The 22,556-nt window shown below is 38.6% G+C and carries 24 protein-coding genes; 14 read left to right on the top strand and 10 right to left on the bottom strand.

Translation table 11 applies throughout. The features are described 5' to 3' along the window. The first annotated feature begins 1 nt into the window (after position 1). The 9 genes from ACVWXS_RS19850 to ACVWXS_RS19810 are packed head-to-tail and all read left to right on the top strand — an operon-like array spanning position 2 to position 8,849. The gene (locus ACVWXS_RS19850) at positions 2 to 748 is read left to right on the top strand and encodes an SDR family NAD(P)-dependent oxidoreductase (protein ID WP_456959843.1); all 747 of its coding nucleotides are present in this window, start codon (positions 2 to 4) and stop codon (positions 746 to 748) included. Positions 749 to 758: 10 nt separating this feature from the next. Beyond that, positions 759 to 2,210: an aldehyde dehydrogenase family protein gene (locus ACVWXS_RS19845; RefSeq protein ID WP_456959842.1), complete on the top strand. Its 1,452-nt coding sequence runs from the start codon at positions 759 to 761 to the stop codon at positions 2,208 to 2,210. 9 nt (positions 2,211 to 2,219) lie between these two features. Next, positions 2,220 to 3,245 carry an ABC transporter ATP-binding protein gene (locus ACVWXS_RS19840; protein WP_456959840.1) on the top strand — a complete coding sequence of 342 codons (1,026 nt, stop codon included), beginning with the start codon at positions 2,220 to 2,222 and terminating at the stop codon, positions 3,243 to 3,245. Further along, positions 3,220 to 4,194: an ABC transporter ATP-binding protein gene (locus ACVWXS_RS19835; protein WP_456959838.1), complete on the top strand. Its 975-nt coding sequence runs from the start codon at positions 3,220 to 3,222 to the stop codon at positions 4,192 to 4,194. Before ACVWXS_RS19840 ends, ACVWXS_RS19835 begins: the two co-directional genes overlap by 26 nt. Before the next feature lie 43 nt (positions 4,195 to 4,237). After that, positions 4,238 to 5,227: a P1 family peptidase gene (locus ACVWXS_RS19830; protein ID WP_456959836.1), complete on the top strand. Its 990-nt coding sequence runs from the start codon at positions 4,238 to 4,240 to the stop codon at positions 5,225 to 5,227. A gap of 1 nt (position 5,228) precedes the next feature. After that, positions 5,229 to 6,776 (top strand): ABC transporter substrate-binding protein, encoded by a 1,548-nt coding sequence (locus ACVWXS_RS19825; RefSeq protein WP_456959834.1) that lies wholly within the window; start codon positions 5,229 to 5,231, stop codon positions 6,774 to 6,776. Positions 6,777 to 6,792: 16 nt separating this feature from the next. Beyond that, positions 6,793 to 7,734, top strand: coding sequence for an ABC transporter permease (locus ACVWXS_RS19820; RefSeq protein WP_456959832.1), 942 nt, complete (start codon positions 6,793 to 6,795; stop codon positions 7,732 to 7,734). A gap of 12 nt (positions 7,735 to 7,746) precedes the next feature. Continuing rightward, the gene (locus ACVWXS_RS19815) at positions 7,747 to 8,574 is read left to right on the top strand and encodes an ABC transporter permease (protein ID WP_368637447.1); all 828 of its coding nucleotides are present in this window, start codon (positions 7,747 to 7,749) and stop codon (positions 8,572 to 8,574) included. Between the two features lie 8 nt (positions 8,575 to 8,582). Next, positions 8,583 to 8,849 (top strand): hypothetical protein, encoded by a 267-nt coding sequence (locus ACVWXS_RS19810; RefSeq protein WP_456959830.1) that lies wholly within the window; start codon positions 8,583 to 8,585, stop codon positions 8,847 to 8,849. A gap of 57 nt (positions 8,850 to 8,906) precedes the next feature. On the opposite strand, the gene ACVWXS_RS19805 is transcribed toward ACVWXS_RS19810, so the two are convergent. The 8 genes from ACVWXS_RS19805 to ACVWXS_RS19770 form a co-directional block, all read right to left on the bottom strand. Next, positions 8,907 to 9,296, bottom strand: coding sequence for a hypothetical protein (locus ACVWXS_RS19805; RefSeq protein WP_456959828.1), 390 nt, complete (start codon positions 9,294 to 9,296; stop codon positions 8,907 to 8,909). Between the two features lie 152 nt (positions 9,297 to 9,448). After that, positions 9,449 to 9,862 (bottom strand): nucleotidyltransferase domain-containing protein, encoded by a 414-nt coding sequence (locus ACVWXS_RS19800; protein ID WP_456959827.1) that lies wholly within the window; start codon positions 9,860 to 9,862, stop codon positions 9,449 to 9,451. A gap of 77 nt (positions 9,863 to 9,939) precedes the next feature. Further along, positions 9,940 to 10,329, bottom strand: a complete 390-nt coding sequence (locus ACVWXS_RS19795) for an RDD family protein (protein WP_456959826.1) — start codon at positions 10,327 to 10,329, stop codon at positions 9,940 to 9,942. Positions 10,330 to 10,398: 69 nt separating this feature from the next. Next, positions 10,399 to 11,373, bottom strand: a complete 975-nt coding sequence (locus tag ACVWXS_RS19790; protein ID WP_456959825.1) for a carbohydrate kinase family protein — start codon at positions 11,371 to 11,373, stop codon at positions 10,399 to 10,401. Beyond that, positions 11,370 to 12,269: a DMT family transporter gene (locus ACVWXS_RS19785; RefSeq protein WP_368637452.1), complete on the bottom strand. Its 900-nt coding sequence runs from the start codon at positions 12,267 to 12,269 to the stop codon at positions 11,370 to 11,372. Before ACVWXS_RS19785 ends, ACVWXS_RS19790 begins: the two co-directional genes overlap by 4 nt. Positions 12,270 to 12,453: 184 nt before the next feature. Beyond that, positions 12,454 to 13,704: a glutamate-5-semialdehyde dehydrogenase gene (locus tag ACVWXS_RS19780; protein ID WP_456959823.1), complete on the bottom strand. Its 1,251-nt coding sequence runs from the start codon at positions 13,702 to 13,704 to the stop codon at positions 12,454 to 12,456. A 21-nt stretch (positions 13,705 to 13,725) separates the two neighbouring features. Beyond that, positions 13,726 to 14,811 (bottom strand): glutamate 5-kinase, encoded by a 1,086-nt coding sequence (proB, locus tag ACVWXS_RS19775; RefSeq protein ID WP_456959822.1) that lies wholly within the window; start codon positions 14,809 to 14,811, stop codon positions 13,726 to 13,728. A gap of 485 nt (positions 14,812 to 15,296) precedes the next feature. Further along, positions 15,297 to 15,680, bottom strand: coding sequence for a sodium:proton antiporter (locus ACVWXS_RS19770; RefSeq protein ID WP_402990485.1), 384 nt, complete (start codon positions 15,678 to 15,680; stop codon positions 15,297 to 15,299). 321 nt (positions 15,681 to 16,001) lie between these two features. Here ACVWXS_RS19770 and ACVWXS_RS19765 point away from each other — a divergent pair, with 321 nt between their 5' ends. Next, entirely contained in the window at positions 16,002 to 16,625 is a 624-nt protein-coding gene (locus ACVWXS_RS19765; protein ID WP_456959820.1) for a LysE family translocator, read from the top strand. 13 nt (positions 16,626 to 16,638) lie between these two features. Beyond that, the gene (locus tag ACVWXS_RS19760) at positions 16,639 to 17,436 is read left to right on the top strand and encodes a DUF1835 domain-containing protein (RefSeq protein ID WP_456959818.1); all 798 of its coding nucleotides are present in this window, start codon (positions 16,639 to 16,641) and stop codon (positions 17,434 to 17,436) included. A gap of 152 nt (positions 17,437 to 17,588) precedes the next feature. Here the strand turns inward: ACVWXS_RS19760 and ACVWXS_RS19755 are convergent, their stop codons facing one another. Next, a complete protein-coding gene (locus ACVWXS_RS19755) occupies positions 17,589 to 18,470 on the bottom strand; it encodes a LysR family transcriptional regulator (RefSeq protein WP_402990494.1) in 882 nt (293 codons plus the stop codon). Between the two features lie 285 nt (positions 18,471 to 18,755). Between ACVWXS_RS19755 and ACVWXS_RS19750 the strand changes: the two genes are divergently transcribed. The 3 genes from ACVWXS_RS19750 (at position 18,756) to ACVWXS_RS19740 (ending at position 22,148) form a co-directional block, all read left to right on the top strand. Continuing rightward, positions 18,756 to 19,508 carry an alpha/beta hydrolase gene (locus ACVWXS_RS19750; RefSeq protein ID WP_456959816.1) on the top strand — a complete coding sequence of 251 codons (753 nt, stop codon included), beginning with the start codon at positions 18,756 to 18,758 and terminating at the stop codon, positions 19,506 to 19,508. A 186-nt stretch (positions 19,509 to 19,694) separates the two neighbouring features. Further along, on the top strand, positions 19,695 to 21,032 hold the full coding sequence (gene brnQ, locus ACVWXS_RS19745) for a branched-chain amino acid transport system II carrier protein (RefSeq protein ID WP_456959814.1): 1,338 nt from the start codon (positions 19,695 to 19,697) through the stop codon (positions 21,030 to 21,032). Positions 21,033 to 21,329: 297 nt separating this feature from the next. Beyond that, on the top strand, positions 21,330 to 22,148 hold the full coding sequence (locus ACVWXS_RS19740; protein WP_456959812.1) for a DUF6612 family protein: 819 nt from the start codon (positions 21,330 to 21,332) through the stop codon (positions 22,146 to 22,148). 313 nt (positions 22,149 to 22,461) lie between these two features. Here the strand turns inward: ACVWXS_RS19740 and ACVWXS_RS19735 are convergent. Beyond that, the coding region (locus tag ACVWXS_RS19735) for an SDR family oxidoreductase (protein WP_456959877.1) at positions 22,462 to 22,556 on the bottom strand (95 nt) is incomplete at its 5' end.

Genomic DNA, 22,556 nt, shown 5'->3' with positions numbered 1-22,556 from the left:
CATGGCAGCAGAACAACAGGTCATTATTGTCACAGGTGCTGGCGGCGGTATGGGGAAAGCCATTATTCAAGAGCAGCTTGAGAAGGGCAATATTGTAGTAGGGCTCGATCTTTCTGTAGCATCTCTAACAGACTTAGCACAGGATGCCTTGCAATGCTTTGAAGTTAATGTTTTACAGGAGGAACGTGTGAACGACATATGCAAACAGGTTTTTGAAAAGTATGGCCGGATTGATGGACTTGTCAATGCACTTGGCATAGCGCAGGCCGCAACACCGATTGAACAAGTCACGATGGATGAGTGGAATCGGTTAATGGATGTCAATGTGAAAACTTTATTTATAACAACGAAGGCGGTCGTTTCTTATATGAAGGAACGGCAAAAGGGCTCAATTGTAACAATCGCCTCGATTTCTGCTGTCCGCCCGAGACCTGGTTTACAAGCGTATATTGCTTCTAAAGGGGCGGCAGAGAGCTTTGCACGTGGAGTGGCTATCGAATTAGCACCGTTCCAAATACGTGTCAATACAATTCATCCAGGACCAGCGGATACACAGATGCTGGGTCAGTTTGCTGCACAAGGAGCGGACATCGAGCAAACAAAGCAAAGTGTCTTTGTTCAATCAGTACCCCTTGGGCGTTTAGTGAATCCGTCAGATATTGCAGGTGCAGTAAGTTATTTACTTTCAAATGAAGCAAGTATGGTTACAGGAACGACATTACATGTAGACGGTGGTCGCGGACTTTAGGAGGGATCAGGTGAAAAAAATTCCGATATTTATAAACGGTGAGTGGGTTCACGCTGGCTCGGAGGAATTACTGGATGTCATGAATCCCTCTACTGGTGAAATGATTGCCCAAATTACGAATGCGAATAAAGCGCACGTCGATGAAGCTGTTCGTGCTGCACGATTAGCGTTTGAAAGTGAAGAATGGCGGAAAATAAAGGCACATGAACGAGGACAGCTACTTGTTGAATTCGCACACTATATCCGCAAGCATGCAGAGGAATGGAGCTTATTAGAATGTCGTGATGTTGGCAAGCCGTTATCCCAGGCAAGAGCAGATATTGAGGCAGCAGCTCGCTATTTTGAGTTTTACGGAGGAGCAGCTGATAAAGTGATGGGGGATACAATTCCAATTGAAGATGGTATTTTAAATGCGGTAGTGTTAGAGCCTGTTGGGATTACCGTACATATCGTGCCCTGGAATTATCCTATTCAAATAACAGCGAGAAGTGTAGCAGCTGCCATTGCAACGGGCAATGCAGTGATTGTCAAAAGTGCTGAAGATACGCCAATGACAGCACATGCCATAACTGAATGGTTTGCAGATAAACTGCCAAAAGGTATTTTTCAGCATATTACAGGTTTAGGTCGTGAAGTCGGTCCATATTTAACATCACATCCTGATATCAATCACATTACGTTTACGGGCTCTGTCCCAACAGGCATAGCTGTTATGAAATCCGCAGCTGAAAATGTAGTACCTGTGACATTAGAGCTTGGTGGGAAATCGCCTAATATTGTTTTTTCGGATGCAAACATGGAGCAGGCGCTTGAAGGGGTAGTTCGTGCGATTATTCAAAATGCAGGACAAACATGCTCCGCTGGGGCAAGATTGCTGATAGAAGAGCGTGAGAAGGAAACATTTATCGAACAACTAGTACGAAAATTCCAAGCATTAAAAGTTGGTCCAGGTGAAGTAGATGTTGATATGGGTCCATTGTTAAATGAACGACAATATACGAAGATCTCAACACTATTGCAAAAAGCGAAGGAAGATGGCTATGTGGTCACTGGTGGCGAAACATTGACGATTGAAGGCTATGAAAAAGGCTATTATATACAACCGACCATACTAGATGGCGTAGATGTGAACGATCCGCTAGCACAAGAGGAAATTTTCGGACCCGTGTTGACTGTTTTTACGTTTACAACTGTCGAAGAAGCGATTGCCTTAGCGAATAGTACAGACTACGGTTTAGTTGCGGGCGTTTGGTCAAAGGATATAGATACTGCTCATTATGTCGCGAGCCGAGTACAGGCCGGGCAAGTGTTTGTCAATAACTACGGGGCAGCAGGCGGTATACAAATGCCTTTTGGTGGCTATAAAAAGAGCGGCATTGGGCGAGAAAAAGGCTTTGTCGCGCTAAGAAATTATACGCAAATGAAAAATATCGCCATACGCTATGCACCACCTAATCAGTGAGATGGAGGGATGCATTTGGAAGAAAATCAAGTGCTACTAGAGGTAAATCATTTAATAATAAATTTTCATTTAAAAAATGGCAAACAGGCAAAAGTTGTTGATGATGTGAGCTTTACGATTCGTAAAGGCGAAACAGTTGCACTTGTAGGTGAATCTGGTAGCGGAAAAAGCATTACATCATTATCAATTATGCGTTTACTACCAATACCACCAGGAGAAATTACAGCGGGTACTATTAAATTGAATGGCAAAAATCTACTAGACTATAAAGATAAAGAGATGAGCCATATAAGAGGCAATGAAATTAGTATGATTTTTCAAGAGCCGATGACCTCTTTAGATCCAGTTTTTACAATTGGCAATCAAATGATAGAAGGAATTCGCAGACACCAAAAGATGTCTAAAAAAGACGCATGGGAGAAATCTTTACAGTTTTTAAAAGAAGTCGGTATTGCCAATACAGAAAAGGTTATGACAGAATATCCACATCAATTATCAGGCGGAATGAGGCAGCGTGTCATGATTGCGATCGCCATGTCCAATAATCCTCAGTTGTTAATTGCAGATGAGCCAACAACAGCACTTGATGTAACCGTACAGGCACAAATATTAAAGCTCATGATGAAGATGAAGGAAGAGCATCATTCGGCTATATTATTTATTACGCATGATATGAGCGTTGTTGCACAAACGGCAGATCGTGTCATGGTCATGTATGCGGGGCAAATCGTAGAGGAAGCACCAATGCAGGAGCTTTTTCTAAATCCAAAGCATCCGTATACGACTGCCCTTTTAAAAACAATGCCGAGTCTTGAGACGGATGTTAAAAGATTACCTTCCATTCCAGGCACCGTCCCGCCAGCTTATGCGTTACCAGAAGGCTGCCGATTTGCACCACGCTGTCCATTTGCGATGGAACAATGCCGTGTCACTCAGCCAGAGGTCATCCATATTCAAGATGAGCATAAAGTACGCTGCCATTTATTTAAAGAGGAAAGGATGGTGGATCATGACGAAAAAAGAAGTTTTGCTTGAAATTAATCATTTAAAAGCCTACTTTCCTGTGAAACGTAAGTCGATGAAGGAAGAGAAAAAAGTCATTAAAGCAGTCGACGATATTTCCATTGAGATTTTCCGTGGCGAGACGCTTGGCATAGTAGGCGAATCTGGCTCCGGGAAATCAACGTTTGGACGGACAATTTTGAAACTCGTTGAACCGACTTCGGGAGAAATTTTGTATAAAGGGCAGCCTATTCAGCAATTAAAAGGCAACAAGCTACAAACCTATCGCAATCAAATGCAAATGATTTTTCAGGACCCTTTTGCATCTCTGAATCCTCGTATGCGAATAGGTGCCATTATCGAAGAACCGATGAAGCTGCAATTAACATTAACGAAGGCGCAACGTAAAGAACGTGTGAAGGAGCTTTTACAAAAGGTAGGTCTATCAGAGGATGCGATGCAAAAGTTTCCGCATGAATTTTCTGGAGGTCAACGGCAACGAATCGGTATTGCACGGGCTCTTGCTATTCATCCAGAGTTCATCATTGCGGACGAGCCTGTATCTGCGCTAGATGTATCGGTGCAGTCACAAGTCTTGAACTTAATGATGGATTTACAGGATGAATTTCATTTAACCTATTTATTTATCTCACATGATTTAAGTGTTGTGAAACATATAAGTGATCGAGTGGCGGTGCTGTATTTAGGGAGAGTGGTGGAAATTGGCACGAAGAAAGAATTATTTGCTAATCCTCTACATCCATATACACAAGCATTACTGTCAGCGATTCCAGTAGTAAATTTTGATAAGCCGAAACAGGAAATACCGTTACAAGGTGAATTGCCGAACCCGATGAATCCACCTATTGGCTGTGTGTTCCATACACGTTGTCCTTTTGTGATGGAAAGATGTCATCAGGAACGACCTGTACTTCAAGAGAAAAATAAAGATCAACGAGTAGCCTGCTTATTATATGATTAATAATCTGAATATTAAGTCTTTTTTTGAAGGTGAGGTGTATAGTATGTTTGGCAATATTACAGATGTGCCTGGAGTTAAGGTTGGGCATGCAGAAAATAATGAAGGCATTACAGGCTGTACAGTAATCTTAGCCGAAAATGGTGCAGTTTGCGGTGTCGACGTAAGAGGCTCTGCACCGGGCACTCGAGAGACTGATGCACTTGATCCTATAAATGAAATAGATCGAGTACATGGGATTTGCTTGTCTGGAGGAAGTGCATTTGGATTAGATGCAGCAACAGGGGTCATGCAATATTTAGAGGAGCAGGGTGTTGGTGTGGATGCGGGTGTTACGACAATACCGATTGTCCCTAGTGCTGTGCTTTTTGATTTATTTATCGGTGATCCAAAGACTAGACCTACAGCTCAAATGGGCTATGAAGCGGCCAAAAGTGCGATTGTTGGGCCATTCGCAAATGGTAATACAGGTGCTGGTTATGGTGCGACTGTAGGCAAATTGGCAGGACCTCAATTTTGTATGAAAGGGGGGCTTGGTAGCGCCGCTATCGCTGGCAAAAATGATCTTGTTGCTGGTGCAATTGTTGCTGTCAATGCTGTTGGGGATATAAAAGACCCAAATACAAGACAAATACTAGCAGGTGCGAGGAATCCAAAAACAGGGGAATGGTTGGATTGTTGTGCTTATTTAGAGGAACATGTGCAATCAGAAGCGCTGTCTGGCACGAATACGACAATTGGTGTCATTGCAGTGAATGCCAAACTAACAAAAGCAGAGGCGAAAAAAATAGCGCAGCTGACACAAAATGCCCTCGCACGCACCATTTATCCTGTTCACACAATGCTAGATGGAGATACGGTTTTCGTGCTAGGTACAGGAGATAAAACATATCCAGTCGACTATTTGGGACATTTGGCTACAACGGTTATGGAGGAAGCGATATTAGTTGGTGTGAAAGAGGCTGATAGGTTAGCAGAAGTAGAGAGCTATAAAAGCATTCAAATAAAGAGCATTGAGGGAACAGGGGGAAATTGACATGAGGCTGAATAAAAATTGGTTGCTGCTGTTGTTGGTATTGATAGTAGGTTTACTAATAAGTGCATGCTCAAGTGATGATGGGAAAGAAGCCAGTTCAGGTGAAAAGTCAGTAGCAGAGTTACCTCAAGAAATTGTAGTTCGTGTAAATGATGACCCAGATTTTTTAGATCCACATAAAGCAACAGCATCGATATCATACCAAATGATTCTCAATATTTTTGAAGGACTAATGGCACCAGAAACCGATGGATCTTTAAAAGAAGGGCTAGCAGAAAGCTATGAAATATCTAAGGATGGCTTAACATATACCTTCAAAATTCGCCCAGGTGTGAAATTTCATAATGGTGAGGATTTAACGATTGAGGATATTCAATATTCATTTGATCGTTTAATGGGGAAAAACGGTGGAGAAAAGATGTCAAACAGCTTTGATAATGTTGCGTCAACAGAAGCACCAGATGCCAATACATTTGTCATAAAGCTGAAAGAGCCAAACTCTAATTTCCTCTATTCATTAACTGCTCGACAATCAGCGATCGTACCAAAAAGCAATGATGGCAAGCATAATGAAAATCCAATAGGTACTGGGCCATTTGCTTATGTAAAATATTCTCCTGGTACAAATTTAGAGCTGAAGAAAAACGAAAACTACTGGAAGGAAGGTCTTCCATACTTAAATAAAGTGACGTTTACATTCCAATCAGATGATCAAGCAGCAATAATGAGTTTAATGGCCAATGAAGTAGACTTAACGAGTGTTCCTTGGCATCGTGTAGGTGAAGTGAAGGGGAACTATAATGTATCGCATCAAAATAATAACTCATCGTTAATCATTACATTTAACGAAACAAAAGCACCATTTGATAATGTCAAGGTCCGTCAGGCAATCAACTACGCAATAAGTAAGTCCGATATTATTGACTCCGTGTTTGCTGGCTATGCTGTACCACTCGGTTCAAATATGAGTCCTGCGATGGGAGACTATCAAAAGAAAGGCCTAGAAAGCATGTATAAGCGAGATGTGAAAAAGGCAAAAGCATTATTAGCGGAAGCGGGTTACCCTGATGGCTTTAAAACAAAAATTACAGTGTCTTCGCATAACGATATTTATTCGAATATCGCTCAAATCGTTGTAGATAATTTAAAGGAAATCGGTATTGACGTGGAAATTGAAGTTGTAGAATGGGGAATTTGGCTAGACCGAGTTTATTTTGGCCGCGACTATCAAATGACAACGATTGATTTAACAGGTCGAGCATCTGCCTACGAAGTATTAAATGATTACATTTCAACGAATGAGAGTGAAAACTTCTTCTTATTTAAAAATGATGAGTACGACAAAATGATGACAGATGTTTTGAAGGAAGCAGATCAGGCAAAGCAAATGGACTATTACCATCGTGCACAGGAAATTTTAGCTGAGCAGGCAGCAGCGGTTTACATCGCGGATTATCAAATTGTTTGGGGCTCTGACAAGCAAGTTACAGGATTAAAGAACTACCCATTCTGGTTCCACGACATGTCTGAAGTGAAATTTTCTAACTAGAAAGGGATGAGTTCCAATGATGTATATTATACGTCGATTCATTCTGTTAATGACAACCATCCTTTTAGTGTCGATTATTACATTTGGTGTTTTTCAAATTTTACCTGGTGATCCGGTTCGGACAATGTTGGGGACTGAAGCCGATCCCACACAAATTGAAAATTTGCGATCAGAGCTTGGCTTGAATCGGCCCCTTTATGAGCAATACACGGATTGGATGAAGGGATTATTGACAGGGGAATTAGGAAATTCTATTCGTTTTTCAATGCCAGTAAAAGACTTATTATTTGACCGACTTCCTGTAACGATGTCATTGGCTGGGCTCACACTCATCATTGTGTTATTCATTTCCTTACCATTAGGGATGTTTGCGGCGAGAAGACAAAATAAGCTAAGTGATGTGTCATTATCGACAGTGACACAAGTTGGTATGGCCGTTCCCTCTTTCTGGCTTGGCATGATGATTATTTTGTATATTGGCATGCAATTTAGTTTTTTTAAAATTAGTGGATATATTCCGTGGACGCAAAGTGTAGCAGGAGCGCTAAGCACGCTTGTTCTCCCTGCATTAACCATTGCGATTCCGCAAATTGCGGTTAATTTCCGCTATGTTCGTACTGCTATTTTAGAACAAGTTCAGCTCGATTACGTGCGTACGATTCGCAGTAAAGGGATGTCAGAGCACAATGTTATGTATAAACATGTTTTAAAAAATTCGATGATCCCGATATTAACGGTCTTTGGACTGATCATGGCAGAGGTCGTGGCGGGAACAATTATTGTGGAACAAGTATTTTCATTGCCAGGTGTTGGTCAACTGCTGATCACAGCTATTAGCAATCGAGATTTCCCATTAGTGCAAGGAATCGTCATGTATATTACGGTAGCGGTGGTCATGATCAATTTTATGGTCGATATTTTATATTCTGTGATAGATCCTAGAATCCGATTACGATGAGGGGTGGATACGATGAAAAATATACAAAGGTACACGAAAAATATCAATTTAATCATTGGTCTACTAGTCATTGTCGGTTTTCTAATCGTGATGATTGTCAGCTTTTTTTATACGCCACATGATGTGAACGCTATGAATATACCTCAAAAGTTACGCAGCCCAAGTAGTAACTATCTTTTTGGTACGGATGAATTTGGTCGTGATATTTTTAGCCGTATTATGAAAGGAACACAAACGGCCTTTGCAGTCGGTTTACTGACAGTATGTATAGGAACAATTTTTGGTATTTTAATTGGAGGGATAGCGGGCTATGTAGGTGGCTGGATCGATGAAATTTTTATGCGCATGATGGATGCATTAATGGCCTTTCCAGGAATTATTTTAGCTTTAATGCTCGTTGCCGTATTTGGACCAGGGATCGTCAATACTGCTATAGCATTAGGCATTATCGCCATACCGGCCATTGCCAGAATTGCACGTAGTGGCTTTGTTCAACATCGTGACGCCGAATATGTATTAGCTGCAAAGTTAATTGGCGTAAAGCCCTATAGCATCATGTTCCGCCATATATTACCGAATATTTCATCGCAGATTATTGTCGCAGCAACTGTGACCTTTGCAACCGCAATGCTTGCAGAAGCGGCACTGAGTTACTTGGGGCTTGGCGTGCAGCCACCAAACCCTAGTTGGGGGCGAATGTTAAAAGACTCACAAGCCTATTTAGTTGGGGCCCCTTGGTATACTTATGCGCCAGGTGGAGCTATTACAGTACTGGTGCTAGGCTTATATATGCTTAGCAATGCGTTACGTGATTTTATGGATCCACGTTCTAAAGCGTAGGATATCGGATGCTGTTTTTTTCACTGCTATTTCTATATTTTAAAGGTGGTCCTATCAGCGGGGAAAGGGATTTAGCGGCGCAAAAGATGGTTTTAGCGGCGGAAAAAGGGATTTTACCGGCGCAAACGACGATTTTAGCAGCGGAACAAAGTTTTACCGGCGGAAACAAGGATCTTAGCGGCGCAAAAGGTGGTTTTACCGGCGCAAACGACGATTTTAGCAGCGGAAACAAAGTTTTACTGGTGAGAATTTTTATAGAGGAGCAAAAAGTTTAGAGGGAATAGCCCCTGAAAAATAGCAAACTAGGTAAGAGGCTAGTTTGCTATTTTATTTCACTGTAATAGCTCTTTGATTTTTTCCCATAATGGTTTAATTTCTTCGTGATCTGGCGCATTATCGAATATCCAACTTGATTCATAGTGGAAAGCGTTCACTAATTTCTTTACGGCTACCCCATGAGTTACTAGGCTCGTACAATTCATAATATCGACGATCTCATCTAATGGGTTAGGAGGTAACGAATGATGTAACGCTTTAAGTCCAAGTGATGCCCGTTCAGGACAATATTTATGGAGTAGTACTTTGGCGAAATGTTCTAAACTATGCCGCAGTAATTGAACGCACCAAATGTCATTTCCACGCGAAGCACTCTTATAATATTGATACAAATACCAAACAGTATCATCTACAGCATCTTGAAATTCAAGTGGATTTAATGACAAAGTTGTATTCCTCTGTTTAGATGTAAGAATTCCATTTGGATCAAATAATACTTTAACTTCTTTCAGTGGAAGTCTCTCACCTCCATAGGTGTGAGATGAATGCGGTTTTAAGGTAACTTTTCAGTGTGTGTCCAAACAACCACTGAAAGAAGTTAAAGCCTCCGGCGGATGTCAAGGAATCGGAAAGGAGTACTTTGTGCAAGCACAAAGCCGATTCCGGACGCAATTATGCCGAGGCATAATTGATTTACATCTTTATTACTTATTTCAGAGGGGGCTACGGTGAATAAATCGATATGAATCATATCTTCATATACGACTAAGAGCTGAGGCGCGATTATATAGATGTCATCAACGAATAATATTTGTTTATAAGCTTCAATATGGCGGATACGTTGTGGCAAAAATGCCTCGATATGTTCTTCCTTCACAACACAATACATATCAATATCTGAAAATTCATCATGCTCATCTCTAGCGATTGACCCTCTTAAAAATACAGCTTCAATATATTGATCATTTTTTAAACTTTCAAGTAAAACATCAACAACATGATCCAATTTCAATTGTAAATTTTCTCCCTTCTTGATTCTTGATCTATTAAAATAAGCTACTCAAAATTATATTTGAGCAGCCTTATTTTCTAGACTTCCTTTACAACTGTACCTGAAAAGTTGTCGTGAGGAAGAAGTTGACCGTTTTGTTGTTCAAAGGCTTTGGGATTTTTTAAGTAATCAAAAGTGCTAATTGTATCTCGATAAGCCATCCGTTTAATAATTTGAGGGGTTGTTAGCTTTGACCCATTTTCATTTGCAAGTTCGAGTCCCATTGTTTTATAGCCAACTGTTTGTCCATTTTTACGTAATTGTGCAAATTCAAGAGACCACATAACGACTGTTGGTGTGATCATTGCATGGATTGCCTCGTTTTTCACTTTTTTTCGCAGGACATATTCTACACCAGCTCCGACAACTGTTGATATTGCCAAATCAATGAAAAATGCTTTCGTACGCTTTTTAGTAATAGATTTCACTTTAGCTCCTCCTCTTATCCAACGTGTCACTACCTAATACGAATGACATTAGAATAAGTTCCGAAATATTCAAAAAATAATATCGTTTTTAAGTGACAGTTCGTGCTTGGCAAGATAAGATGCAAAGGCACCATGTTTTTCTGTCGATGCTCCTGCATAATGATTCGCGAATGTAAGGAGAGGGGTAGCCTGCTGCTTACAAAAGTCGAGTAGATTGATGGCTGTAATCTGCTTGCTAAGGAGAATAGTTAACACCGCTCCAATAAAGGCATCGCCCGCTCCAGTTGTATCAATCGCATGTACCTTGTCAGCTGGTACTTTCATATGGTGCTTATTCGTATAAAGACTTGCTCCTTCTGCTCCACGTGTAATGATGAGTACTTGTACTTTCCCCTGAAACAATGATTGGACTGCTGATTCTTCATCCTCAATCGCCGTTAAAAACAAAAGCTCTTCCTCGGACAATTTAACGAGATGGGCTTTTGGTAAAAATTCTAAAATGGTTTGACGACAGGCCTTCTCATCGTTCCATAGAGGCAATCGAACATTGGGGTCAAAAGATACAAGACTACCTGCCTGATGAGCCTGTTCTATCAAAGCTATATGTGCATGCTTCATTGGACTTTCCACTAAATTAACTGAACAAAAATGAAGAATATCAGTACCTGTTAATATATTTGGTGGAAGTTGATCTTTGTTGTAAAGTAAATCTGCTGCATGGCGACGATAAAATAAGAAGTCACGGTCCGCATCATTTGTCAGTGACACAAAGGCCAAGCTTGTTTCACCTTGATCCGTTTGACTAATATAGCTCGTATCGACCCCAGCCTGCCTTAACGTGTCAACGAGGAAATCTCCAAAAGCATCCTGACCTACTTGTGTGATGAGAGCTGATTGTTGCCCAAGCTTTGCACAAACAGCTGCAACATTGGCAGGGGCCCCACCAGCATTTTTAGTAAATTGCTCTACTGTAGAAAGGGAGGCATTTTGTTCAGTAGGCGTAAAATCAATTAATAATTCACCAATTGCATAAAGTTTACTCACGGAATAATCTCCTTTACATCAGTCTGAGGCACACGCTTTTTCTTTGGTACGTAAATGGTGTAAAAAATGCCACCAAAAATTAATACAATACCAAGTGTTTGCATGAAGCTTGGCATAAAATCAAGTAATAGCATATCGAGGAATATAGCAACAACAGGGTCAACAAATACTAATACTGAAACTAGAATTGTAGAGAGACTACGAATGCTATCAAAAAATAAATAGTAAACAAATCCTGTATGAATAAAACCTGTCCCTAAAATATAAAGCCAGTTTGTTGTCGTTAAGCCTTCAAATAGTGAAAAATCAACAAATGGTAATAGTATGACAATTCCAACTGTTGTTTGGATATATGTTAATGCATAGGAGCTAAGGTTTATGATCGTTTTACTTGTGAGCATCGTAAACGCATAAAATAGTGCAGACAGTAATGCCCAAATAAAACCTGATTTCATAAATTCAGAGAGTGTCAAAAAATTATTTAAGCCGATAATGAACATACTTCCGATAAAACAAGTTACTGTTGCTAGCAATGCTTGAATGGTCATCTTCTCTTTTAAGAACAATGCGCCAAAAATTAATACAAATATAGGTGCTAAATTATAGATAGAAATAGCAATGGAAATCGACATTTCTTCAAAGGCTTTAAATAAAAATACCCAGTTTAAGACGATAAAGACACCACAAAGAAGTGTTTGTAATATTTCTTTTTTATCCCATTTCTCTGTTTTATGCCCGCCTGTAATGAGCCACATTCCTCCTAGAAAGAGGGTAGCGCAAATACATCTGACAAATACTAGCTCGATAGCAGGTACGCCCGTATGAACAGTAAAAAAACCAATGGAGCCAAAAAGAGCCATGGAAACCGTTAATTTTATGATGGCTGAAATGTTCATTCTAAACCTTCTTTCTATTAAAAGTATTATGAGGACAGACGATTATGTATACTAAAACCGCTCAACTAGCAGCTCAGGACACGCTACTCAAACCACTACAATCCATCTCTCCGCTTTAAAAAGTAAAGAAAGCCGACAGAGGAGTAAGATAACAACTGCCGGCTTTTACTTAATAGTTCTACCTTTATTCTCGGATTTGTCCGTTACCATGAATGAAATACTTTGTAGATGTTAACGCAGGTAAACCCATTGGTCCACGCGCGTGTAATTTTTGCGTACTAATACCAATTTCTGCACCATAGCCAAATTCAAAGCCATCCGTAAAACGAGTTGAGGCATTATGATAAACAGCTGCAGCATCCACGCTATTTAAGAAGATGTCCGCTACTAGTTGATCTTCTGTAATAATGGCTTCAGAGTGGTTCGTACCATATTTATTAATATGTTCGATTGCTTCATAAACGTTTTCCACAATTTTAACGCTTATCTTTAAATCTAAATATTCAGTGGCATAATCTTCTTCGGTTGCTTGATGAGCAAAATCAAGTTTTTGACAAACGATTTCATCACCGATAATTGTTACACCAGCCTGATGCAAAGCACTTAGTAGCTGTTTGCCATGCTCATTAAACCAATCAGGATGAATAAGTAAGCTTTCTGCCGCATTACAAACAGAAGGGCGCTGTGTTTTCGCATTTAGACAAATTTTTTCTGACTTTATGTAATCGGCAGTTTGGTCCACATAAATATGGCAGTTGCCAGCACCTGTTTCTAGTACTGGAACAGTGGCCTCATTAACGACTAAGTCAATTAGTGCCTTTCCACCGCGAGGGATTAAGACATCTAAGTAATCTTTTAAATGGAATAATTCTTTTGCTGTTTCCCGATTCGTATCCTCAATTAATTGAATCGCGTCTACAGGGATTGCTGTTTTTTCAAGTGCCCGATGGATCGTTGCTACAAGGGCTATGTTTGAAAATTTTGCTGAAGAACTGCCGCGTAAAATAACAGCATTTCCTGTTTTCAATGATAATGTTGCAGCATCGACTGTTACATTAGGACGCGCCTCGTAAATCATCCCGATCACACCTATTGGCACCATACGCTTTTCAATCAATAATCCATTATCTTTTTCAATTCGCTCTAGAAGGCTACCGACTGGGTCATCTAATTTTACGAGTAAATGAATAGCATTTGCCATAGCCTCTACTCGTTCTTTGTTGAGCATGATACGATCAAGTGTAGAAGCAGGCATTCCTTGTTGCTCACCATGAGCTAAATCTTTTGCATTTTCAGCAATAATAGTATCTTGGTCGATTATCAACTGCTCAGCAATTTTTGTAAGTGCATTATTTTTTTCACAAGTCGTTTTAATGTTTAAAATATAGCTTGCGGCTTTTGCCAGTTTTCCTTTTTGTTGAACTTCACTTGTCATGTAAATTCCCCCTTAATTTGTTTAAATTTTTAGCCATTTGTCTCGGTGAATAACCTCAATTGGATAGTTCGCTAACTCATTTGTACGTTTTCCCATCGAATGTGCTAATTCAAGGGAGGAATATAAGACCTCACCCCGGCCAAGTAGCCTATTGTCACTATAGACCTCAACTACGTCGCCATTTGCGAAATCACCTTCGACACGACATACACCAGCAGGCAACAAGCTTTTCCCATTTGCCAATAGCGCATGTTCAGCACCGCTATCTATAAAAATTTTACCAGATACTTCCGTGAGTGCAATCCACTGTTTATTATTTGTTAAAACAGCAAGAGCCTCATGCTCAACATACGTACCATCACCGCGTCCTTCCATAATATCGACAAGCTTATTCGCGCCGTGACCAGTTCCGATAAATACCTTAACGCCTGCATTTAAAGCTGCTCGAGCTGCCAGTAATTTGGATTCCATACCACCTGTACCTACCTTAGAGCCTGCACCATCTGCAAAACCAAGCATTTCATCGGTTACCTCTGTTAAACGATCAATACGTTTGGCATGTGGGTCTTTATTTGGATTTGCGTTATAAAGTCCATTTATATCTGTTAAAATAATGAGCTGATCTGCATGAACAAGTCCACTTACAAGTGCCGATAGCATGTCGTTATCTCCAAACGTTAACTCGCTGACAGATACGGTATCATTTTCGTTAATAATCGGAAGCATAGATCGCTCTAGTAATTCCTCAAATGTAGCGTATGCGTTTTTATAGCGCTCCTTTTTTGAGAAATCAGTACGTGTTAGTAAAATTTGTGCAGGCACAATATCATAAATGCTAAATAAAGCGTTGTAGATTTGGATAAGTAAGCTTTGCCCAACAGCCGCCGCAGCCTGTTTACCTTTGACCGTGATTGGACGAGTAGGGTAGCCTAGCTGCTTAAAACCTGCTGCAACTGCACCTGATGAAACAAGTAACACTTCATGACCACATTTTTTTAATTCAGCAATCGCTTGAACATGGTCCATTAAACGTATTTTATCAATTTCACCTTTTGCATTTGTTAAGGAGCTACTTCCAATTTTAACGACGATTCTTTTTCTTTCCATAACAATTCCTCCAATTCGTCATTTCATTAGCATTATTCGCTACTAGTTTTTTTCAAAATAAAAAACCTCTTCATCCTAACAATTAGGACGAAAAGGTTTGCTTTCCGTGGTACCACCTACATTGAACGTCATTGACATTCCACTTTGCTCATAACGCTTGAGACTGCGCCTAGTTTAGCTAGGACGTTTTACGAAGTAGGTTCTTTAGTCTTTCTTGTACAATGCCTTACAGCCGATGGGCATCGCTCTCTGATCAAGCAGTTTCTAGGTACTAGTCTTCGCACGCTTTTATTGTATAATTCAACATCTTTTGTATAGGGGTTCTTTAGGTTGATGCCCCAATCCTTAAAAAGTAATTGAATAAAGAATGCACTACTTCAGCGTGTCTGTCAAGTTGATTAGAAAAATTAATAGAAAGTTCTGAGTAAATAAGTAGGTAATGCCGAACACACGAGGGGAAAGAGTGAAGGGGAACAAATCTTTGTTTACTTGAACCACCAAATTGCAATGACTAGTGGGAGCATCGCCATGACAATTACGAAGAAACTCCATAATATTTGTTTTCCAGAAGACATATTTTTGGGTTTGATACTCATTTGTTCATATAGTTTGTTGATAGCACCTTGTTCTTTCGAATAAAGCATGGCGTGAAATTCATCGTAATCTTGAATATAACTTGAGGGAGGACGTGGACTGAAGCGCAAATTTCGAATATCGTCCGTAATCTCTTTTTCACCCATCCAATAAGTAATAACAGGCGCTAAACCTGATGTTTGCGTAGCCTGTACTTCGATATCATGTGTTTTCATTCTATAATAGACATTCCCTTGCTCGTCTTCATATTGCTTGACAATATCACTTACTGCCATCGACAAACACCTCTTTCTCCAAAACGATACGACTTACTTTTATTATAAGGTATTAAAAGAGAAAAGTATTGTAATTACGAGCATTATTGGTTGGTGAATTTTTCTAGCGAAGTTCAGGAGAACATATTGTCATGTAGTATACTAGGAATAAAACCATTATATAATGGTTCTTTCTGAAAGAAGTGGCTCCTCACCAAAACGTGTGGCCCAAGTAGTCGCCCAGCCTCCACGCCAATCAACTTATATACAAGGCGTACATCTTAACAAATGTCATCCGCGACTTTTGGTGATGAGCCAAATAAATAGAAAGAAGGGGAAGTATTGGAAATTTCAACGATTTTAGCGTTTTTAGGAGCCGCAATGATATTAACAATAATGCCAGGACCCGATAATTTATTTGTACTTGCACAAAGCATTACACAGGATAAAAAGGCTGGTATAGCAACATCACTAGGTCTATGTACAGGTTTGCTCGTTCATATTGGAGCTGCTGTTCTCGGTATCTCGGCTATTATTTATCAATCAACAGTTATTTTTTCAATTGTTAAATTTGCAGGAGCGGCCTATTTATTATATTTAGCGTGGCAATCATTTCGAGCGAAAGGCGATCCACTCACATTGGATCAGCAAAATAAACAAGCCTATTTGACGTTATATAGAAAAGGTATTTTAATGAATATTTTAAATCCAAAAGTATCTTTATTTTTCTTAGCACTATTGCCACAGTTTGTAAATCCATCTAATGGTCATGTAGGTTTACAGATGTTATTATTGGGTATTATATTTTTAGTACAAGCGCTTATACTATTTTCATTATTTAGTATTTTTGCAGGTAAAGTAAGAAATGTGATTATTGGAAAGCCTGCTATTGCTAAACGATTAAATACGATTCAAGGCGTCCTTTTCACTTTTATTGGGATACAAATAGCACTTAGTAAACAGTAAAGGGGTGATTTTTATGGCAATTTTACATATTACCTTTAGCTTATCTACACAAGGTGCGATAAAAAATGTAATTCGCCAAAATCATTTACAGCGAGATGAGTCGGTGCTTAGTCTAGATGATATTTTCTCGATTGGTCCACTTAGCAGCTTTGAAGAACGCAACAGCTGGTTAGAAGCCTATATATTTAAGGACAATGAAGAACGTGCATTGTACGAGGAAAATCATGAAGAATGGAAGAAGAAAATTGCAGGTTTACCGTGTGATGTTGATGTCTGGGTTTGGTATAGCCAAAATACTCATGAAGAGATAGGGCTACGATTTATTATGAGCGAATTGATCAATAAATGTAATATGATCTATGGGATTGATGCCACAAAAGGTTTAAAACGTGTACAGCCAAACATGATGATTCGTCATACTGGTGAGCTTGTGTCAGATTTGCTAATGAAGCTCCGCTCAGAGGCAAAGCGTTTTTCTATTGATGAATGTCAGCGACTTGCAAAGGAATGGGATGTGCTTACACAAAATTCCAGTACATTGCGGGTTTGGCAAAATGGAATTAAACATGTAATGGAAGATGCGTTAGATCCTATCATTATTGAACGTGCGCAAAGAGCACATGCCGAACTAAATGAGGAATGGCTAATACCGATGCGCATTATCGGCGAAACACTTGCTGCAATTGATGACTATTTAAGTGAAGAGTTTGTGGAAAAACGTCTGGTGACCCTTGCAAAGCAGGGACATTTTGAGATTGATGGGGATACAAAAGATATGTATTCTTATCAAGTAAAATATGTAGGGGAATAATAGTAAAATTACTTTGTGCTGAAGAGTAAAAATGGATAAACCTCTTGAAAATTTTCCTGAAACTATTTAAACATAGAACAAAAGCGAGTAGCAATTACGTAGAGGTAAAATTGTTACTCGCTTTTGTTCATTAGTCCAACAGGAGCTCTCAATTATTTTTTTTCGAAAAAATCGAATACAAATTGCTGAAATTGTCGTGCTGATGGTGGAAGATATCGATTTTCTATCCAGGCCATACCTATTATACGTTCACATACCATATCCTCCACACGAATTTTAGCCAATTTATTTGGGTTTAAGTCTTCGTCAACAGGCAGTATCGATACGCCAAGTCCAGCACTTACAAAGCCAGCAACTGTCGATACCTCATCACCTTCGAAGGTAATCTTCGGCTTAATACCTGCAGCATTTAATAATCGATCAGCGGTACGGCGCAATGCGTAGCCTTTTTTCAACAGAACAAAATTTTCATTTTCCAGTTCCTTCATTTTAATGCTTTTACGGGTGGCGAGAGGATGGTCGATCGGCACCATAATATAAAGCTCATCACGCCATAGCTCCTTCCAGCAAACAGGGGGCTCCGTGTCAATCGCTGCAAGTAAACAAAGGTCTAACTCTCCCGCGAGCAATTGCTTCAGCTGGGAATGTGAGTAATTTTGTGTAAAGTGAAAGCGAATATGCGGATGGTTTATCCGGAAAGCGCGGATTAAATCAGGTACGATGCTAGTCCCCAGAGTATGTAAAAAGCCGAGTGACACATCACCAAGCTCTGGGTTATTCAGCTCCTGTAATTCTATAACTGCTTTTTCATATTCCTTGCGCATACGTAGGACACGATACAAAAAAAGCTCGCCATATCGGTTGAGCATAATCGAACGTCCTTGTCTGTCAAACAAGGGTACTCCTAATTCCTCTTCAAGCTTTGAAATCGAGCGACTTAATGCTGGCTGAGAAATCGCTAATGCTTCTGCAGCACGTGTCATATGCTCAAGTTTTGCAACCGTGACAAAATATTCTAATTGCTGCCACTCCATGTTCTCACCCCCATTCCTTTTAATTTGAGTTATCTGCATTATAACGATAAAAGGGTAGGAAGTATAGGCGCCATAAAAAATTTTTAAAAGACGGAGAACTAAAAAGAAGAATGCAAAATTTAAAGTCGCAGAAAGTGTGATATGACAGCTATTAACCTCACATCATTGATGCATGAAAAACATCAATATGATAAAAACTATAAATTGTACATTATGAATAAAGGGTGTTAAGATAGACACATAAAATACACAATTAAGAAATTTCCGTGAAGGGGATATTATAAAATGAAGTTAACAAAGCCAGAACCTCTTACTATTGAGGGAGGCAATAAAGCCGTACTATTACTGCATGGATTTACAGGAAGCACAAAAGATGTGAAAAAGCTAGGAGAATTCTTAGCTCAACGAGGATATACTGTTCATGCACCGATTTATAGTGGGCATGGCGTTGAACCAGAAGCACTACTTGAAACAAAACCAGAAGATTGGTGGAACGATGTTGTGGAAGGTTATAACTTCCTGCAAAGTAAAGGCTATGAAGAAATCGCTGTAGTAGGGATTTCACTTGGCGGCGTATTCTCGTTAAAAGTAGCAGAGACGTTTCCAGTGAAAGCATGTGTTGCAATGTGTGCACCAATCACACGAGACAATTCTAAAGGCTTATTTACGCGTTTATATCATTATGCTCGTTTATATAAACACTTTGAAAATAAATCGAAAGATCAAATTATTTCAGAGTTACATGAACTTCGTATTACACCAAAGGATTCATTAGATGGTGTTACACGTTTAACTACAGAAACACGCGATGAATTATCAACAATTAAAGCACCTACATTAGTATTACAAGGTTCTTTAGATGATGATCTTTATCAAGAAAGTGCACCTTTCATTCTTAATACGGTGGAAACAGATGATAAAGAGATCATCTGGTATGAAAACTCTGGTCATATTATTACATTAGACAAAGAACGTGATAAAGTGTATGAGGACGTATACAAATTTTTAGATCATATAGAGTGGTCTGTAGCAAACTAAGAGCTGTCAGCAGACAGCTCTTTTCGTTTTGCCTATTTTAAGCTAAGAACAATACAATTAATATTTATAAAAGAAAAAACTATTGTTTTTAATATAAATGCCTGATACCATAGTGGAATTGTAGGGAGAAATCCATTCTATTTAAATTATTTGCAAAAGTTAAATACATCTAAGGAGTACATCAAAATGCAACAAAAAATACCTTTTTCAACATATGCAGTCATTGGCACGATGCTTTTCGGACTGTTTTTTGGAGCAGGGAATCTTATTTTTCCAATTCAGCTTGGACAATTAGCAGGGACCAACTTTTGGTTTGGACTAATTGGATTTTTAATAACAGCTATCGGTTTACCGTTTCTAGGTATTTTAGCTATTGGTTTATCAGGTAGTAACGGTTTGCGTGACTTAGCGAGCCGTGTTCATCCATTATTCGGCGTCATCTTTTCATTAGCGCTCTATTTAACGATCGGTCCTTTTTTTGCGATTCCTCGTACAGCGACAGTTCCGTTTGTTGTTGGCTTTGAACCATATATTCAAGCAGAGCATACAACACTTCTACTTGCTTTATTTAGCTTTGTATTTTTTGCCATCGTTTATTATTTCTCATTGAATCCTGCGAAAATTATGGATTATATCGGTAAATATTTAACACCAGCTTTTTTGATTATGTTATTTATTTTAATTATTATTAGTATTTTAAAGCCGATGGGACATTTCCAGCAGCCAATGGGAGACTATATTGATTCAGCATTTATGACGGGCTTTAAAGAAGGCTATAACACAATGGATGCGCTAGCGTCATTAGCTTTTGGTATTGTCGTTATTAACGCGATTAAAGGCGCAGGAATTTCTGATAGAAAAGAAATTGCTAAGGCAACGTGGAAATCTGGTATTTTTGCCATGGCATTAATGATGCTAATATATGGTTTAATAACATATATGGGGGCATCGAGTATTGAGGCTGTTGGTACATTTGATAACGGTGGTTTAATATTTGCTGCTGTTGCTGAACACTATTTCGGATCCTTTGGTGCAATTTTATTGGCATTTATTATTGTCCTTGCGTGTTTAAAGACAAGTATTGGTTTAATCACATCTTGTAGTGAATTTTTCCACGAAGTGTTCCCGAAAATAAGCTATAAGTGGTTTGTATTCATATTGTGCCTTGTGTCATTTACCATTGCTAACTTCGGTTTAAATAATATCATTAAATTCGCCATTCCAGTACTAATGTTCTTATATCCTCTAGCGATTGTTTTAATTCTACTTGCTTTAAGCTCATCGCTATTTAACAATAAGCAATCGGTTTATGTAATTGCGATGATTTTTACATTTTTTATTAGTTTAATTGATGGCTATAAAGCATTAGTGAGTAGCATTCCAGCGGCGAAATTAAGTATTTTTGATGCGGTTGAGAAAGTATATTCAGACTTTTTACCTTTCTATGACATAGGTTTAGGATGGATACTACCAGCGTTAATTGGTGCTTTGATCGGATATTTAATTCCAGCAAAAAGAGTGTAAAAGTTTTAAATGAGGCCGGGACATAACTGGATAAAACTTTAATAAGCGCGAGAAATCAATTTTAGAAACGTTGATTTCTCGAGCTTTTCTGTGTGAATTTTGCTTTTAAAATAATTTATACACATACTAATATAAAAATCATCTAACAACAAACCATTCAGTAATTTCTAATCTAGCTAAATATCTGAAGGATTTTAACACTGATAATGATTTTTTCTAAATTATATACATTAATTTGGATAAATTAACCACAAAAGAATGTTATTGTTATGGTAGTGAATTTGAGGAGTGATTTATATGATGAAAAAAATATTACAATGTTTCATGTTAGTCCTAGTACTCTTGTTGATAGCCTGCAGCAAAGAAGAATCTGAGGATACGATTGAGGAAGTTTCGGAAGGTATTTCAAAAGCGACAGTAATTAACAACGTACTTGAACAAACCATTACAAGCTATAAAATGAAGATGGAATCAACTGGTGGATCTAAAACTATCGGATCTAAAAAAGAACAATTAATAGAAGACGAAACTCACACAATGGATATGGCAGTTCAAAAGGAGCCGTTTCTTATTTATTATAATTACGTTGATCCTGAAGAAATGACGAAGACTTATATTGATAGTGATAGCGAATATTACAATCTTAATAATAGCGAACGCTGGTATAAGATATCTGAATTAGATATGGCTGAAAAGCAGGGATTTTTTAGAGAAGGTTATTTAAAAGAAGATATCAGAAGATTGTTAGAATTTGAAGACATAATTGAACTTCAGTCCCGAGAAAATGAGTACATATTGATTGCCAATGTTACTGATTCATCAGATAAAAAGAGTCTAGCATTTGTAACAGATTATATTGAAAATAATATGAAAATGGAATTGGATACAAAGCGCCTAAAGATAACGATTAATGAAGTCAAATATACACTAATATTTGATAAAGACTTTTTACTGAAATCACTTAATATTATTGTGGATATAAATTTATATGAAGGAACCTCCAAGTCAAATTTATATTTAAATACTAAAACCGTTTATTCGGATGTAAACAATGTACGTGATTTTTTAATGCCTGAAGGAATTAGTAAGAATGCCATTAATACAGATGAATTGTAAGCCCGAAATATAAAAAAATAAGCGACCTTCTCAGTACGCACGACTAATGGCCGGAGGTGCCTGGCTATTTATATGCGTTATTTGATTACGGGCTTACGATGAATTTAAAAACAATATGAAATTCGGATTTCTTTATTTGAAGGAATTTGAAAGTAGGGTGCATTTCAAACGAGAAGTGACAAAATAGAACGAATACTATATATAAAATGAGTCCGGTACGGACTCATTTTGAACATGTTGACTAATGAAATAACTTTACCTTTCTGGGGTACCTTCACAATTTTATTTCGTGTGTTGTCTCATCTATAGAAAATTAGTAAGCTGTCCAACCACCATCAACAGCAATGACTTGTCCGTTGACAAAGCTTGCTTCATCTGAGCCAAGGAAAATAGCTAGTTGAGCGATTT

Source organism: Lysinibacillus sp. TE18511, assembly GCF_054062295.1.
This window is presented reverse-complemented; position numbering and strand designations above follow the sequence as displayed.

Excerpts from the sequence above, each read along its gene's own strand:
- ACVWXS_RS19835 (WP_456959838.1), top strand. The coding sequence starts at position 3,220 with ATGACGAAAAAAGAAGTTTTGCTTGAAATTAATCATTTAAAAGCCTAC.
- ACVWXS_RS19780 (WP_456959823.1), bottom strand. The coding sequence starts at position 13,704 with ATGACAAGTGAAGTTCAACAAAAAGGAAAACTGGCAAAAGCCGCAAGC.
- ACVWXS_RS19770 (WP_402990485.1), bottom strand. The coding sequence starts at position 15,680 with ATGGCAGTAAGTGATATTGTCAAGCAATATGAAGACGAGCAAGGGAAT.
- ACVWXS_RS19755 (WP_402990494.1), bottom strand. The coding sequence starts at position 18,470 with ATGGAGTGGCAGCAATTAGAATATTTTGTCACGGTTGCAAAACTTGAG.
- ACVWXS_RS19750 (WP_456959816.1), top strand. The coding sequence starts at position 18,756 with ATGAAGTTAACAAAGCCAGAACCTCTTACTATTGAGGGAGGCAATAAA.
- brnQ (WP_456959814.1), top strand. The coding sequence starts at position 19,695 with ATGCAACAAAAAATACCTTTTTCAACATATGCAGTCATTGGCACGATG.
- ACVWXS_RS19740 (WP_456959812.1), top strand. The coding sequence starts at position 21,330 with ATGATGAAAAAAATATTACAATGTTTCATGTTAGTCCTAGTACTCTTG.
- ACVWXS_RS19820 (WP_456959832.1), top strand. The coding sequence starts at position 6,793 with ATGATGTATATTATACGTCGATTCATTCTGTTAATGACAACCATCCTT.
- ACVWXS_RS19760 (WP_456959818.1), top strand. The coding sequence starts at position 16,639 with ATGGCAATTTTACATATTACCTTTAGCTTATCTACACAAGGTGCGATA.
- ACVWXS_RS19840 (WP_456959840.1), top strand. The coding sequence starts at position 2,220 with ATGCATTTGGAAGAAAATCAAGTGCTACTAGAGGTAAATCATTTAATA.
- ACVWXS_RS19830 (WP_456959836.1), top strand. The coding sequence starts at position 4,238 with ATGTTTGGCAATATTACAGATGTGCCTGGAGTTAAGGTTGGGCATGCA.
- ACVWXS_RS19850 (WP_456959843.1), top strand. The coding sequence starts at position 2 with ATGGCAGCAGAACAACAGGTCATTATTGTCACAGGTGCTGGCGGCGGT.
- ACVWXS_RS19815 (WP_368637447.1), top strand. The coding sequence starts at position 7,747 with ATGAAAAATATACAAAGGTACACGAAAAATATCAATTTAATCATTGGT.
- ACVWXS_RS19810 (WP_456959830.1), top strand. The coding sequence starts at position 8,583 with ATGCTGTTTTTTTCACTGCTATTTCTATATTTTAAAGGTGGTCCTATC.
- ACVWXS_RS19785 (WP_368637452.1), bottom strand. The coding sequence starts at position 12,269 with ATGAACATTTCAGCCATCATAAAATTAACGGTTTCCATGGCTCTTTTT.
- proB (WP_456959822.1), bottom strand. The coding sequence starts at position 14,811 with ATGGAAAGAAAAAGAATCGTCGTTAAAATTGGAAGTAGCTCCTTAACA.
- ACVWXS_RS19825 (WP_456959834.1), top strand. The coding sequence starts at position 5,229 with ATGAGGCTGAATAAAAATTGGTTGCTGCTGTTGTTGGTATTGATAGTA.